General features: G+C 71.1%; 8 protein-coding genes and 2 riboswitches. All 8 genes read right to left on the reverse strand.

Going from position 1 to position 15586, the window contains the following annotated elements; all coding sequences use genetic code 11:
• Positions 1 to 52: 52 nt before the first annotated feature.
• Positions 53 to 3943: a DNA-directed RNA polymerase subunit beta' gene (locus ACYSMR_RS05360; RefSeq protein ID WP_251332944.1), complete on the reverse strand. Its 3891-nt coding sequence runs from the start codon at positions 3941 to 3943 to the stop codon at positions 53 to 55.
• 61 nt (positions 3944 to 4004) lie between these two features.
• Entirely contained in the window at positions 4005 to 7514 is a 3510-nt protein-coding gene (gene rpoB / locus ACYSMR_RS05365; RefSeq protein WP_309125180.1) for a DNA-directed RNA polymerase subunit beta, read from the reverse strand.
• Positions 7515 to 7789: 275 nt separating this feature from the next.
• Positions 7790 to 8899 (reverse strand): glycine cleavage system aminomethyltransferase GcvT, encoded by a 1110-nt coding sequence (gene gcvT, locus ACYSMR_RS05370; protein WP_461747587.1) that lies wholly within the window; start codon positions 8897 to 8899, stop codon positions 7790 to 7792.
• A complete protein-coding gene (gcvP, locus tag ACYSMR_RS05375) occupies positions 8896 to 11787 on the reverse strand; it encodes an aminomethyl-transferring glycine dehydrogenase (RefSeq protein ID WP_461747588.1) in 2892 nt (963 codons plus the stop codon). The genes gcvT and gcvP overlap by 4 nt, the downstream gene beginning before the upstream one ends.
• 42 nt (positions 11788 to 11829) lie before the next feature.
• Positions 11830 to 11946: riboswitch (glycine riboswitch) on the reverse strand.
• Position 11947: 1 nt separating this feature from the next.
• Positions 11948 to 12054: riboswitch (glycine riboswitch) on the reverse strand.
• A gap of 164 nt (positions 12055 to 12218) precedes the next feature.
• Positions 12219 to 12602: a 50S ribosomal protein L7/L12 gene (rplL, locus tag ACYSMR_RS05380; protein WP_251332940.1), complete on the reverse strand. Its 384-nt coding sequence runs from the start codon at positions 12600 to 12602 to the stop codon at positions 12219 to 12221.
• A gap of 96 nt (positions 12603 to 12698) precedes the next feature.
• Positions 12699 to 13223, reverse strand: coding sequence for a 50S ribosomal protein L10 (rplJ, locus tag ACYSMR_RS05385; protein ID WP_251332939.1), 525 nt, complete (start codon positions 13221 to 13223; stop codon positions 12699 to 12701).
• A 289-nt stretch (positions 13224 to 13512) separates the two neighbouring features.
• Positions 13513 to 14661, reverse strand: coding sequence for a GNAT family N-acetyltransferase (locus ACYSMR_RS05390; protein WP_309125184.1), 1149 nt, complete (start codon positions 14659 to 14661; stop codon positions 13513 to 13515).
• A 125-nt stretch (positions 14662 to 14786) separates the two neighbouring features.
• Positions 14787 to 15494, reverse strand: coding sequence for a 50S ribosomal protein L1 (rplA, locus tag ACYSMR_RS05395; protein WP_251332937.1), 708 nt, complete (start codon positions 15492 to 15494; stop codon positions 14787 to 14789).
• Between the last annotated feature and the right edge of the window lie 92 nt (positions 15495 to 15586).

Genomic DNA, 15586 nt, shown 5'->3' on the forward strand with positions numbered 1-15586 from the left:
GGGGCTGCCGTGGTGATCATGCGGTGATCACGCGGTGATCACGACGCCGGCGTCAGTTCGAGCCGAAGTCGTAGTCCTCCAGCGGGATCGCCTGGAACTCGGCGGGCGCGTGCCCGGAGTTCTCCTCGGCGTAGCTGAAGTCCGAGAACGCGCCCGGCTCCGTGAACAGCGAGGCCTTCGCCTCGTCCGTGGGCTCCACGTCGATGTTGTTGTACCGCGCGAGCCCGGTGCCGGCCGGGATGAGCTTGCCGATGATGACGTTCTCCTTGAGCCCCACCAGCGGGTCGGACTTGCCCTCCATGGCGGCCTGCGTGAGCACGCGGGTCGTCTCCTGGAAGGACGCGGCCGACAGCCACGAGTCGGTGGCCAGGGAGGCCTTGGTGATGCCCATCAGCTCCGGACGGCCGGCGGCCGGGCGGCTGCCCTCGGCGACGGCCTTCCGGTTCGCCTCCAGGAAGCGCACGTTCTCGACGAGCTCGCCCGGCAGGAGGTCGGTCTCGCCGGACTCGATGATCGTCACGCGGCGCAGCATCTGCCGCACGATGACCTCGACGTGCTTGTCGTGGATGCCCACGCCCTGGGAGCGGTACACGCGCTGGACCTCGTCCACGAGGTGCTTCTGCGCCTGCCGCGGACCGCGGATGCGCAGCACCTCCTTGGGGTCGACCGCGCCGGAGACCAGCTGCTGGCCGACCTCCACGTGGTCGCCCTCGGCCACCAGCAGCTTCGCGCGGCGCAGCACCGGGTAGGCGATCGCCTCGTCCCCGTTGTCCGGGGTCACGACGAGCTTCAGCGCCTTCTCGGTGTCCTCGATGGTCACCCGGCCGGCGACCTCCGAGATCGGGGCGACACCCTTCGGGGTGCGCGCCTCGAACAGCTCCTGGATACGGGGCAGACCCTGGGTGATGTCACCGTCCGAGGACGCGACACCACCGGTGTGGAAGGTGCGCATGGTCAGCTGGGTGCCGGGCTCACCGATCGACTGGGCCGCGATGATGCCCACGGCCTCCCCGATGTCCACCAGCTGGTTGGAGGCCAGCGAGCGGCCGTAGCACGACGCGCACACGCCGACCGCGGACTCGCAGGTCAGCACGGAGCGCACGCGCACCGTGTCGACGCCCGCGGTGAACAGGGCGTGGATCAGCGCGTCGGAGAGGTCGGCACCGGCCTCGGCCACGATCTCGCCGTTGGCGTCGGCCACGTCCACCGCGAGCACGCGCCCGTGCACCGTGTTCTCGATGTCCTCGTGCAGCGTGCGCGCCCCGGAGCCGGCCACGTCCGCGATCGGCAGGACCAGGCCGCGCTCGGTCATGCAGTCCGCCTCGCGCACGATGACGTCCTGCGAGACGTCCACGAGACGGCGGGTGAGGTACCCGGAGTTCGCGGTGCGCAGCGCGGTGTCGGCCAGGCCCTTGCGGGCGCCGTGGGTCGCGATGAAGTACTCCAGCACCGACAGGCCCTCGCGGTAGGAGGACTTGATCGGGCGGGGCATGATCTCGCCCTTGGGGTTGGACACGAGCCCGCGGATGCCGGCGATCTGGCGGACCTGCATCCAGTTGCCCCGGGCCCCGGAGGACACCATGCGGTTGATGGTGTTCAGCGCGGTCATGTTGTCGCGCATCGCCTGGGCGACCTCGTCGGTGGCCTTCGTCCAGATGTCGATCAGCTCGGAGCGGCGCTCGTCGTCGTCGATCAGACCCCGGTCGTACTGGCCCTGGATCTTCGCGGCCTGCGCCTCGTAGCCCTCCATGATGGCGGGCTTCTCCGGCGGGGTCGCGATGTCCGAGATCGCCACGGTCACGCCCGAGCGGGCCGCCCAGTGGAACCCGGCGTCCTTGAGCTCGTCCAGCGTGTGCGCGACGGTCACCATCGGGTACCGCTCCGCGAGGTCGTTGACCAGCGCCGAGAGGTGCTTCTTGTCCGCGACGGCCTCGTCCCAGGGGTAGTCCTCGGGCAGGGTGTCGTTGAACAGCACGCGGCCCAGGGTGGTCTGCACGACCACCGGCCGGCCCGGCTCCCAGCCCTCGGGGGCCTCCCAGCCCTCGAACGGCACGAAGTCGTCCAGCTCGATCCGGCACAGCGCGTTGAGGTGCAGCTGCCCGGCGTCGTGCGCCATGATCGCCTCGGCCACCGAGGAGAACGACCGGCCCTCCCCGACCTCGCCCTCGCGGACGGTGGTCAGGTGGTACAGGCCGATGATCATGTCCTGCGAGGGCAGGGCGATCGGCTTGCCGTCCGAGGGCTTCAGGATGTTGTTCGAGGACAGCATCAGGATGCGCGCCTCGGCCTGGGCCTCCGGGGACAGGGGCAGGTGCACGGCCATCTGGTCGCCGTCGAAGTCGGCGTTGAACGCGCCGCACACGAGCGGGTGGAGCTGGATGGCCTTGCCCTCGACGAGCTGCGGCTCGAACGCCTGGATGCCCAGGCGGTGCAGGGTGGGGGCGCGGTTGAGCAGCACCGGGTGCTCGGTGATGACCTCCTCCAGCACGTCCCACACCTGCGGGCGGTAGCGCTCGACCATGCGCTTGGCCGACTTGATGTTCTGCGCGTGGTTGAGGTCCACCAGGCGCTTCATCACGAACGGCTTGAACAGCTCGAGGGCCATCTGCTTGGGCAGACCGCACTGGTGCAGCTTCAGCTGCGGGCCGACCACGATGACCGAACGGCCCGAGTAGTCGACGCGCTTGCCGAGCAGGTTCTGGCGGAACCGGCCCTGCTTGCCCTTGAGCATGTCGGACAGCGACTTCAGGGCGCGGTTGCCCGGGCCCGTGACCGGGCGGCCGCGGCGGCCGTTGTCGAACAGCGAGTCCACGGCCTCCTGGAGCATCCGCTTCTCGTTGTTGACGATGATCTCGGGGGCGCCGAGGTCCAGCAGCCGCTTGAGGCGGTTGTTGCGGTTGATCACGCGCCGGTAGAGGTCGTTGAGGTCCGAGGTGGCGAAGCGGCCGCCGTCGAGCTGGACCATCGGGCGCAGCTCCGGCGGGATCACCGGGACGGCGTCCAGGACCATGCCCAGCGGGGAGTTGTCCGTGGTGAGGAACGCGTTGACGACCTTGAGCCGCTTCAGGGCGCGGGTCTTGCGCTGGCCCTTGCCGGTGGCGATGGTCTCGCGCAGGGACTCGGCCTCGGCCTCGAGGTCGAAGGTCTCGAGGCGCTTCTTGATCGCCTCGGCGCCCATGGAGCCCTCGAAGTACATGCCGTAGCGGTCCACCATCTGGCGGTAGAGCGCCTCGTCGCCCTCGAGGTCGTTGACCTTGAGGTTCTTGAACCGGTCCCAGACCTGCTCGAGGCGGTCGATCTCCACGTTGGCGCGCTTGCGCACGTTCGCCATCTGGCGGTCGGCGGAGTCGCGGAGCTTGCGCTTCTCCGCGGCCTTGCCGCCCTCCTCCTCGACGCGGGAGAGCTCGGTCTCGAGGTCACGGGCGATCGCCGCGATGTCGGCGTCGCGGGTGGACTCCAGCTGCGCCTTCTCCCGGTCCACGGCGGCCTGCAGGTTCGGCAGGTCGTCGTGGCGGGCGGCCTCGTCCACCGACGTGATCATGTAGGCGGCGAAGTAGATGACCTTCTCCAGGTCCTTCGGCGCCAGGTCCAGCAGGTAGCCCAGCCGGGAGGGGACGCCCTTGAAGTACCAGATGTGGGTCACGGGGGCGGCGAGCTCGATGTGGCCCATCCGCTCGCGGCGCACCTTGGCGCGGGTCACCTCGACGCCGCAGCGCTCGCAGATGATGCCCTTGTAGCGCACGCGCTTGTACTTGCCGCAGTAGCACTCCCAGTCCCGGGTGGGGCCGAAGATCTTCTCGCAGAAGAGCCCGTCCTTCTCCGGCTTCAGGGTGCGGTAGTTGATGGTCTCCGGCTTCTTGACCTCGCCGTAGGACCAGGTCCGGATGTCCTCGGCGGTCGCAAGACCGATCCGCATGAGTCCGAGTGAAGATTCGTTGGACATGAGGGTCCTTTATCTCTTTCTCTAGAAAGCTTGACGTCTCGTCGGGGTGGAGCGGAGGGGCTCAGACCTCTTCGACCGAGCTGGGCTCGGAGTGGGAGAGGTCGATGCCGAGCTCCTCGGCCGCCCGGAAGACCTCGTCGTCCGAGTCGCGCATCTCGATCGTGTTGCCGTCGGCCGAGAGGACCTCGACGTTCAGGCACAGGGACTGCATCTCCTTGATGAGCACCTTGAAGGACTCGGGCACGCCCGGCTCGGGGATGTTCTCGCCCTTGACGATGGCCTCGTAGACCTTCACGCGCCCGTGCACGTCGTCGGACTTGACCGTCAGCAGCTCCTGCAGCGTGTAGGCCGCGCCGTACGCCTCGAGGGCCCAGACCTCCATCTCGCCGAAGCGCTGGCCGCCGAACTGCGCCTTACCGCCCAGCGGCTGCTGGGTGATCATGGAGTAGGGGCCGGTGGAGCGCGCGTGGATCTTGTCGTCCACGAGGTGGTGCAGCTTCAGGATGTACTGGTAGCCCACGGAGATCGGGTCCGGGAATGGCTCGCCGGAGCGGCCGTCGAACAGCCGCGCCTTGCCGGAGCGGTCGATCAGGCGGACGCCGTCGCGCGTCGGGTTGGTGTGGTCGAGCAGGTCGAAGATCTCCTCCTCGCGGGCGCCGTCGAACACCGGGGTCGCCACGTTGGTGGGACCGGACTGCGTCGGGAAGTTCGGCAGCTTGTTCAGCCACTCCGGGCTGCCCTCGATGTTCCAGCCCTGCTTGGCCAGCCAGCCGGTGTGCACCTCGAGCACCTGCCCGAGGTTCATGCGGCCGGGCACGCCCAGCGGGTTGAGGATGATGTCCACGGGGGTGCCGTCCTCCAGGAACGGCATGTCCTCCAGCGGCAGGATCTTCGAGATGACGCCCTTGTTGCCGTGGCGGCCGGCGAGCTTGTCGCCGTCGGTGATCTTGCGCTTCTGGGCCACGTAGACCCGGACCACCTGGTTGACGCCGGCGGGCAGGTCGTCGTCCTCGTCGTCCCGGTCGAACACGCGCACGCCGATGACCGTGCCGGACTCGCCGTGGGGCACCTTCAGGGAGGTGTCGCGGACCTCGCGGGACTTCTCGCCGAAGATCGCGCGCAGCAGCCGCTCCTCCGGGGTCAGCTCGGTCTCGCCCTTCGGGGTGACCTTGCCGACCAGGATGTCGCCCGCCTGGACCTCGGCGCCGATGTGGATGATGCCGCGCTCGTCGAGGGCGGACAATACCTCCTCGGACACGTTGGGGATGTCGCGGGTGATCTCCTCGGCGCCCAGCTTGGTGTCGCGGGCGTCAATCTCGTGCTCCTCGATGTGGATCGAGGTGAGCACGTCCTCGGAGACCATGCGCTGGGACAGGATGATGGCGTCCTCGTAGTTGAGGCCCTCCCAGGACATGTAGGCGACCAGCAGGTTCTTGCCCAGGGCCAGCTCGCCGTGGTCGGTCGAGGGGCCGTCGGCGATGACCGAGCGCTCCTCGACGCGGTCGCCCTCGGAGACGATGACGCGCTGGTTGTAGGTGTTGCCCGGGTTGGAGCGCACGAACTTGTTGATCGGGTAGACCGTGGTCGTCCCGTCGTCGTTGAGCACGCGCACCAGGTTGGCGGAGACCTCCTCGACCACGCCGGCCTTGCGGGCCAGCACGGAGTCCCCGGCGTCGAGCGCCGCGTAGCGCTCCATGCCGGTGCCCACCAGCGGGGCCTCGGACTCGAGCAGCGGCACGGCCTGGCGCTGCATGTTCGCGCCCATGAGCGCGCGGTTGGCGTCGTCGTGCTCGAGGTACGGGATGAGGGCGGTCGCCACGGACACCATCTGCCGCGGGGAGACGTCCATGTACTGCACGGCGCTGGGGTCGACCAGCACGGCCTCGCCCGAGCCGTCGGAGGCGCGCGCGAGCACGGCGTCCTCGGCGAAGCGGTTCTCGTCGGTCAGCGGCGCGTTGGCCTGCGCGATCGTCACCCCGCGCTCGTCGTCGGCGGTGAGGTACTCGACCTGGTCGGTCACCACGCCGCCCACGACCTTGCGGTACGGGGTCTCGATGAAGCCGAACGGGTTGATCCGCCCGTAGGTCGCGAGCGAGCCGATGAGACCGATGTTGGAGCCCTCAGGGGTCTCGATCGGGCACATCCGGCCGTAGTGCGACGGGTGGACGTCACGGACCTCCATGCCGGCGCGGTCGCGGGAGAGACCGCCCGGGCCGAGCGCGGACAGGCGCCGCTTGTGGGTCAGGCCCGCGAGCGGGTTGTTCTGGTCCATGAACTGCGACAGCTGCGAGGTGCCGAAGAACTCCTTGATCGCCGCCACCACGGGGCGGATGTTGATCAGGGTCTGCGGGGTGATCGCCTCGACGTCCTGGGTGGTCATGCGCTCGCGCACGACGCGCTCCATCCGGGACAGGCCGGTGCGGATCTGGTTCTCGATCAGCTCGCCCACCGCGCGGATGCGGCGGTTGCCGAAGTGGTCGATGTCGTCGACGTCCACGACGATCTCGCGGGGCTCGCCGTTGCGCACGCCCTGGATCGTCCCGCCGCCGGCGTGCAGGGTGACGAGGTAGCGGATCATCGCCACGATGTCGTCGACCGAGAGCACGGAGGCGTCGTCGTCGTCGAAGGACTTGTCGAGGCCCAGCTTCCGGTTGAGCTTGTAGCGGCCCACCTTGGCGAGGTCGTAGCGCTTCGAGTTGAAGTACATGTTGTCGAGCAGCGCCTGCGCGGCGTCGACCGTGGGCGGCTCCCCCGGGCGCAGCTTGCGGTAGATGTCCAGCAGCGCGTCCTCGCGGGACTCGACGGTGTCCTTCTCGAGGGTGGCGCGGATCGAGTCGTAGTCCCCGAACTCCTCGAGGATGCGGGCCTCGGTCCAGCCCAGGGCCTTGAGCAGCACGGTCACGGACTGCTTGCGCTTGCGGTCCAGGCGCACGCCGACCTGGTCGCGCTTGTCGATCTCGAGCTCGAACCAGGCACCGCGCGAGGGGATGATCTTCGCGGAGTAGATGTCCTTGTCCGAGGTGCGGTCCTGGCCGCGCTCGAAGTAGGCGCCCGGGGAGCGCACGAGCTGGGACACGACGACACGCTCGGTGCCGTTGATGACGAACGTGCCCTTCTCGGTCATCAGCGGGAAGTCGCCCATGAACACGGTCTGCTGCTTGATCTCGCCCGTGTTGTTGTTCATGAACTCGGCCTTGACGTACAGCGGCGCCGAGTAGGTGGCGTCGCGGTCCTTGCACTCGTCCATGGTGTACTTGGGCTCGTAGAACTCGGGCTCCGAGAAGGACAGGGACATGGTGCCCTGGAAGTCCTCGATGGGGGAGATCTCCTCGAAGATGTCCGCCAGGCCGGAGGTCGTGGCGATGCCTTTCTCGCCGCTCTCGAGGGCCTGCTGGACGCGTGCCTGCCAGCGCTCGTTGCCGACGAGACGGTCGAAGCTGTCCGTCTGGAGGGCCAGCAGGTTCGGCACGTCCAGCGGTTCGTGGATCTTGGCGAAGGAGATGCGGCGCGGGATGTTCCCGTCGGCCGGTCGGTTAGCGGTTACGTTCGAATCGGTGCTCGAGGCGACCAAGATGGATTCCTTCCACAGACCTGCAGTTGAATCGCGCAGTTCCCGATCGGGTCTACGGGAGCGCGAGGACCAGCGTCCTGATCTGCTGGTTCGCTTCCCGGGGGCGCCCACCGCTATATGAAGGCACGCAGAATGAGGGACAACGCAAATGTCCAGCATAGGCGCCGTCCGCCGATCTGTCCACACGGCCGGTGGACGCGAGCGCCCACCGGCCGTAGGATGAGGAATTTCGTGCCCTGGATCTCAGCGGCCCCGCGGGGCCGCCCGCGGAGGCCTCAGCCCCGCCGGTAGAACGGCAGCCGCGCGAGCTCGACGGGGGCGCGCCGGCCCCGGACGTCCACCTCGAGGGCCGCGCCCGCCCCGGCCGCGTCGGCGCGCACGAGGGCCATGGCGACCGGGTGCCCCAGCGTCGGGGAGGGCACCCCGGAGGTGACCTCCCCGACCACGTCCCCGGCCGCCAGCACGGGGTTGCCCGCGCGCACGGGGCGGCGGGTGAGGCCCCGCAGGCCCACGAGCACCCGCTGCGGCGGCGCCGCGGCCTGCGCCTCGAGCGCCGCCCGGCCCGTGAACTCCTCCTTGGTCCGCAGCGCCGTCTCGACGATCCGGCCCAGGCCCGCCTCGAACGGGGTGACCCCCGGACCGAGCTCGTGGCCGTAGAGCGGCATCCCGGCCTCCAGGCGCAGGGAGTCGCGCGCGGCCAGCCCCGCCGGGACCGCGCCGTGCTCCTCCCCCGCCGCGAGCAGCGCGTCCCACACGGTGCGCGCGTGCTCGGGGGCGGTGTAGAGCTCGAAGCCGTCCTCCCCCGTGTACCCGGTGCGGGCCACGAGCGCGGGGACTCCGGCCACCCGGGTGGGCACGCACGCGTAGTAGCGCAGCCCGCGCACGGCGTCCGGGTCGGCGCAGCCGGCGGCGAGCAGGACATCCTGGGCCGCGGGGCCCTGCACGGCGACGAGCGCCGTGGCGTCCGTGCGGTCCTCGACGGCGACGTCGAAGCCGGCGGCGCGCTCCCGCAGGGCCTGCAGCACCACCGCCGTGTTCGCGGCGTTGGGCACCACGAGGTACCGGTCCTCGGCGAGGCGGTAGGTGATGAGGTCGTCGAGCACGCGCCCGGCCTCGTCCACCAGCAGGGAGTACTTCGCCCGGCCCAGCGCCAGGGTGCTGAGCCGGGACACGAGGGCGGCGTCGAGGAACGCCGCGGCCTGCGGGCCCTCCACGGCGACCTCGCCCATGTGGGAGAGGTCGAAGAGCCCGGCGGCCCGGCGCACCGCGTGGTGCTCGGCGACGTCGTTGGCGTACTTCAGCGGCATCTGCCAGCCCCCGAAGTCCGTGAACACGGCGCCGGCCTCGCGGTGGGCCGCCTCCAGGGGGGTGGTCCGGGCGCTCATCGGGCCGCCTCCGCGTCCTGGGCGGCGCCGGCGGCGAACGCCTCGACGGGCGGGCAGCTGCAGACGAGGTTGCGGTCCCCGGCCGCGTTCTCGACCCGCCCCACGGGCACCCAGTACTTGGCCAGGCGCAGCTCGGGCAGCGGGTAGGCGGCCTGGGAGCGCGGGTAGGCGCGCCCCCACTCGTCGGCGGTCAGCACCTCGGCGGTGTGCGGGGCGTGGCGCAGCACGGAGTCCTCCAGCGCGACCTCGCCGTCGGCCACCGCGGCCATCTCGGCGTGGATTGCGCGCATGGCCGTCACGAACCGGTCGAGCTCCGCGAGGTTCTCGGACTCCGTGGGCTCGACCATGAGGGTCCCGGCCACGGGGAACGCGAGGGTGGGGGCGTGGAAGCCGTAGTCGATGAGGCGCTTGCACACGTCCTCGGCGGTCGCCCCGGAGGCCTTGGTGAGCGGGCGCAGGTCCAGGATGCACTCGTGGGCCACGAGCCCGCCCGGACCGGTGTACAGGGTCGGGAAGACGTCCGCGAGCCGCGCTGAGACGTAGTTCGCGGACAGGATCGCCGTGCGCGACGACGCGGTGAGGCCCTCGCCGCCGGTCATGGCGATGTACATCCACGAGATGGGCAGCACCCCGGCGGAGCCGTAGCGGGCCTGGGAGATCGGGAACGCGTCGGCGTCCGGGTCCCCGGCCACGGCCGCGGCGTCCTCGGGCAGGAAGGGCACGAGGTGCTCGGCCACGGCCACCGGGCCGACGCCGGGCCCGCCGCCCCCGTGGGGGATGCAGAAGGTCTTGTGCAGGTTCAGGTGCGAGACGTCCCCGCCGAAGCGCCCCGGCCGGGCCAGGCCCATCAGGGCGTTGAGGTTGGCGCCGTCCACGTAGACCTGCCCGCCGGCGTCGTGCACCGCCGCGCACACCTCGGTGACCTGCTCCTCGAACACGCCGTGCGTGGAGGGGTAGGTGATCATGATCCCCGCGAGCTCGTCGCCGACCGCGGCGATCTTCGCCCGCAGGTCCTCGAGGTCCACGGAGCCGTCCGGGGCGGTGGCCACGACGACGACCTTCAGGTCCGCGAGCACCGCGGAGGCCGCGTTGGTGCCGTGGGCCGAGGACGGGATGAGGATCGTGGTGCGCTGGGCGTCCCCGCGGGAGAGGTGGTAGCGGTGGATCGCCAGCAGCCCGGCGAGCTCCCCCTGGGAGCCCGCGTTGGGCTGGACGGAGACCGCGGCGTAGCCGGTGATCTCGGTCAGCCACGCCTCGAGCTGGGCGATGAGCTCGCGCCAGCCCAGGGTCTGGTCCTCCGGGGCCAGCGGGTGGATCCCGGCGAACTCCGGCCAGCTGATGGGCTCCATCTCGGCGGCGGCGTTGAGCTTCATCGTGCACGAGCCCAGGGGGATCATGGTCCGGTCCAGGGCCAGGTCCTTGTCCGCGAGGGAGCGCAGCCAGCGCATCATCGCGGTCTCGGAGCGGTGCAGGGTGAACACCGGGTGGACGAGGTAGGAGTCGGTGCGCAGCAGCGCTGCCGGCAGCTCCCACGCCGCGTCGGGCGCGGTGCCGGGCGCGGCGTCCGGCCCGGCCTCCGGCACGGCGGGGGCGGCGCCGAAGGCGGCGAGCACGGCGTCGACATCGCTCTCGTCGTGGGGCTCGCCCACGGACACGGAGACGTGGTCGGCGTCGACCCGGCGGACGTTGATCCCCCGCTCGGCCGCGGCGGCCACGACCGCGTCGGCCCGGCCGGGCACCTCGGCCAGGACGGTGTCGAAGAACCGGTCGTGGACCACGGTGGTGCCGGCCGCGCTCAGCCCGGCGGCGAGGCGCGCGGCGAGTCCGTGCAGGCGCTCGGCGATCGCCCGCAGCCCGTCGGCGCCGTGGTACGCGGCGTACGCCCCGGCGACGATGGCCAGCAGCGCCTGGGCCGTGCAGATGTTGGAGGTGGCCTTCTCCCGGCGGATGTGCTGCTCGCGGGTCTGCAGCGCCAGCCGGTAGGCGGGCCGGCCCGAGGAGTCGACCGAGACGCCCACGAGGCGCCCGGGCAGGTTGCGCTCGAGGCCCTTGCGGCAGGCGAGGAACGCGGCGTGCGGGCCGCCGAAGAACAGGGGCACGCCGAAGCGCTGCGCGGAGCCGACGGCGATGTCCGCGCCCTGCTCCCCCGGGGAGCGCAGCAGGGCCAGGGCGAGCAGGTCGGTCGTCACCGTGACGAGGGCCCCGGCGGCGTGCGCCTCCTCGGTGCGGTCGGCGAGCCCGGCGACGTCGCCGTCGACGCCCACCTGGGCGAGGACCACGCCGAAGCACCCGCCCTCGGGCAGCCCCGCGGCGAGGTCCGCGACCACGAGCTCCACGCCCACGGCCCGGCAGCGGCCCCGCAGCACGGCGAGGGTCTGCGGGAGGGTGCGGGAGTCCACCACGACGCGCCGGCTCGTGGACTTCCGGTTGGCCCGGCGCATCATCAGCACGGCCTCGGCCACGGCGGTGGCCTCGTCGAGCAAGGACGCGTTGGCGAGGTCGAGGCCGGTGAGGTCCATGACGGCGTTCTGGAAGGTCAGCAGGGCCTCGAGGCGGCCCTGCGAGATCTCCGGCTGGTACGGGGTGTAGGAGGTGTACCAGGCCGGGTTCTCGAGGATGTTGCGGCGCAGCACGGGCGGGGTGACGGTGTCCGCGTAGCCCTGGCCGATCATCTGGGTCATCACCCGGTTCTTGGCGGCGATCCGGCGCAGCGCGCTCAGCGCCTCGTGCTCGGCCATCGGGGCCGGCAGCCGCAGGGGCCGGTCCGCGGCGATGGTGGCGGGCACGGCGCGGGCGACGAGCTCGTCGAGATCGGCGGCACCGACCGTCTCGAGCATTATCCGCGTCTCGGCCGCGTCCGGTCCGATGTGGCGTGACAGGAAGGACAAGGTCAGCTCCTCGTGGTCGGAGGCCCGGTGGGGCCCGTCCTGCCTCCCCGCTCTGTTCACTGACCTGAGAGTTTTCGCCGGCTCCGCACGGGAGGGGCTTGCACCGTCGGTGGCCCGGACCCGGCCGGCGGCCGGGGAGGACGGACCTCTTCAGAGTGGCCTGCTCGCAGCGGTACGGGGGCCTGAGAGATTCCCGGGGAGGATTTGCTCCTTCGGCGCCGGCGTCGTCCGGCAGCGGACGACGACGGACTCTCCCGCCGCGGGTGGACGGCCGATGTGGTTGTGCCTCCAGTGTCCCACATCCGGGACCGGCCGGGACCGGCCGTCCCGGGCGGCGCCGGGAACGGCACGAGGCCCCGGACGGCGTGCGTCCGGGGCCTCGCAGGAAGCGTTCGCGAGAACGCGTTCCGGGTGAAGCGGTTCCGAGGAACTTACTTGAGGGTGACGGTGGCGCCGGCGCCCTCGAGGGCCTCCTTGGCCTTCTCCGCGGCCTCCTTGTTGGCGCCCTCGAGGACGGCCTTGGGGGCGGAGTCGACGAGGTCCTTGGCCTCCTTCAGGCCGAGGGAGGTCAGCGCGCGGACCTCCTTGATGACCTGGATCTTCTTCTCGCCGGCGGCCTCGAGGACGACGTCGAACTCGGTCTGCTCCTCGGCCTCCTCGGCGGCGGCGGCCGGAGCGGCGGCACCGGCGACGGCCACGGGGGCGGCGGCGGTGACGTCGAAGGTCTCCTCGAACGCCTTGACGAACTCGGAGAGCTCGATGAGGGAGAGCTCCTTGAAGGCGTCGATCAGTTCGTCGGTGGTGAGCTTGGCCATGGTTGTGGCTCCTTTTCGATGTGGTGCCCCGACCGGGTTCGTCGGCGCGGGACGTTCTGGTTCCGTGGTGAGAATGTGCCTCGCGGCGGGGGCTGGCTAGGCTGCCTGCTCCTCGACCTTGGCGCGCAGCGCCTCGGCCGTGCGGACCGCCTTGGACAGCGGGGCCTGGAACAGCGCGGCGGCCCTGGACAGCGACGCCTGGGTGACACCGGCCACCTTGGCGAGCAGCACCTCGCGGGACTCGAGGTCCGCGAGCCGCGTGATCTCGGCCTCGCTGAGCGCCTTGCCCTCGAGGTAACCGCTCTTCAGGACGAGCTGCGGGTTCGCCTTGGCGAAGTCACGCAGGCTCTTGGCGGCCTCGACGGGGTCTCCCGAGATGAAGGCGATGGCGCTCGGGCCGGAGAGGTGGCCGTCGAACGCGTCGATGCCCATCTCCTTGGCCGCGATCGCGGTCAGCGTGTTCTTCACCACGGCGTATTCGGCGTTCTCACCGAGCGAGCGGCGCAGCTCCTTGAGCTGGGCCACGGTGAGACCGCGGTACTCAGTCAGGACAGCAGCGTCCGAGTTGGAGAACAGCTCCTTCAACTCGGCGACCGCGGCTGCCTTTTCCGGGTTCGCCATGGTACTCCTTCCGGTCTTCGATGCCGGGCGCTGCCGGAAGGGCTCGGGCACAGAAAAAGCCCCGCGCAGATGCCCGGGGCTCGACGGCACGGTCCGTGCAGGACGGAGCGTGCTGGCTGTGCTGGATCACCTGCGCTGGCCGTTCCTGGCGGAACTCTTACGGCTGCTCCCCCGTCCTGCGCCTCCCGAACGGGACGCGACGGGCAGGGGGAACCACGACCGGCGGTCTTTGGTACGCCCCAGGCTACCCCACGGGCCCGCCCCGGCCAAATCGGGGCGGGGACGCCCGTCAGGGGGCGGGGACCTCGCGGGACCAGACGCCGCTGCGCCCGGCCACGCGGAAGCCGAGCCGGTTGTTGACCCGGTTCATCCGGTCGTCGCCGCTGTGGCTCCACGAGTAGAGCGTGCGCACGGACGGGGCCGTGCGGGCGAGCTGCTGCAGGTTGGCCAGCTTGAGCCGGGTGCCCAGCCAGCGGCGGCGGTGCTCGCGCAGCACCACGGTCTCGTCCTGCATCCCGATGGCGGGCTCGTCGCCTGTCAGGACGATCTCGGTCATCCCCACGAGCCGGCCCGTGGCCTCGTGCTCGGCCACGGCGAACAGCGAGCGGTGGCCGGCCTCGGCGCGCAGCTGCTCGGTGCGGCGCACCCGCTCGGCGTCCCAGGGGTCGGGGTGGACGGCGACGGGGGGCAGGAAGGTGTCGGCGGCCATGCGCGAGTGCAGCACGGCGAGCTGGTCGAGCCACCGCTCGGGGGCGGGCCCGTCCCAGGTGTGGATCCGGTAGGCCTCCGGCGGGGGCGAGGCCGTCGTCTCGCGCAGCAGCGCCTCCTCCCGCGCGGGCGGGAGCGGGACCTCGAGGACGGCGAAGTCGCTGACCGACTCGAGCCGGTAGCCGGCGTTGAGGGCGAAGCGGGTCTGCCGGTTGGACACGGGCAGCCGGCCGGAGCCGTCGGCGGCGTCGACCCACTCGACCATCCCGGGCGTGATGACGGGGAAGACGCCGGTGACGCTGCCGTCGCCCTCGATCTCCTCGGGGCCGGGGTGCTCGGTCTGGATCCGGATGTGCCGGCGGGACTCCCCCACGGCCAGCTGCTCGGCGGCGGCCAGCAGCTCGCTGCCGGTGCCCTGGGAGGTGACCTCCGGGTCGACGTCCACCACGACGTGCGCGGAGCCGGTGAAGCTCACGAGCGGCAGGCGCACCTCGGCGCGGCCCGCGAGCCGACCGTCCGTCCAGGCCAGCAGGATGACGACGCGCTCGAAGGGGTCCTTGAGGTCGCGGTAGAGCTCCTGGGCGTCACCGGTGAGATCGGAGATCCCCCAGACGTGCTGCCGGGAGCGGCGCACGAGGTCCGCGACCCGGCCCAGCAGGCGCTGCGCGTCGTCGTCGAACTCGTCGGGGATGCGCATCTGCTCGATGCGCACCGGGAGGTGCTCGGTCACGGGGAACTCCCTTCCGGAGGCGCAGGCGCACTCCGCGGGCTCAGGCGGGGCGGAACGGCAAGGGGCCCGGCCGCAGCGGCCGGGCCCCCACCCGTGGGACTCTCGAGGGGTCCCGGATCACGGCGTCACGCGCCGACGACGACCTCGGTGGCGTTCGGGTCGACCGGGATGCCCGGGCCGAACGTCGTGGAGACGGTCGCCTTGGTGATGTAGCGGCCCTTGGACGCGGACGGCTTCAGGCGCAGGATCTCCTCGAGCGCCGCGGCGTAGTTCTCCGCGAGCTTGGCGGTCTCGAAGGACGTCTTGCCCACGATGAAGTGCAGGTTCGAGTGCTTGTCGACGCGGAAGTCGATCTTGCCGCCCTTGATGTCGGCGACGGCCTTGGCGACGTCCATGGTCACGGTGCCGGTCTTGGGGTTCGGCATGAGGTTGCGGGGACCGAGCACCTTGCCCAGGCGCCCGACCTTGCCCATCATGTCCGGGGTGGCCACGGCGGCGTCGAAGTCGGTCCAGCCGCCCTGGATGCGGGCGATCAGGTCGTCCGAGCCGACGTAGTCCGCACCGGCCTCCTCGGCGGCGGCGGCCTTGTCGCCGGTCGCGAAGACGACGACGCGGGCGGTCTTGCCGGTGCCGTTGGGCAGGTTCACGGTGCCGCGGACCATCTGGTCGGCCTTGCGGGGGTCGACGCCGAGGCGGAGGACGACCTCCACGGTGGAGTCGGTCTTGGCGCTGTCGATCTCCTTGGCCAGGGCGACGGCCTCGGCCGGGGCGTAGAACTTGCCCTCCTCGATCTTGGCGACAGCCGCCTGGTACGCCTTGCTGCGCTTTGCCATCTGCTTCTTCTCCTTGTGCAGTTGTGGTCTGCGGGCCGCGCTCGGCCCTGCCACGGGGAATTCGGTGGGTGGGTGGGTGATCAGCGGGCGCT

It is taken from the genome of Kocuria sp. U4B (genome assembly GCF_054875615.1).

Coding starts and splice junctions, on each gene's coding strand:
- ACYSMR_RS05360 (WP_251332944.1), bottom strand. CDS start 3,943: ATGTCCAACGAATCTTCACTCGGACTCATGCGGATCGGTCTTGCGACC.
- gcvT (WP_461747587.1), bottom strand. CDS start 8,899: ATGAGCGCCCGGACCACCCCCCTGGAGGCGGCCCACCGCGAGGCCGGC.
- rplL (WP_251332940.1), bottom strand. CDS start 12,602: ATGGCCAAGCTCACCACCGACGAACTGATCGACGCCTTCAAGGAGCTC.
- rplA (WP_251332937.1), bottom strand. CDS start 15,494: ATGGCAAAGCGCAGCAAGGCGTACCAGGCGGCTGTCGCCAAGATCGAG.
- rplJ (WP_251332939.1), bottom strand. CDS start 13,223: ATGGCGAACCCGGAAAAGGCAGCCGCGGTCGCCGAGTTGAAGGAGCTG.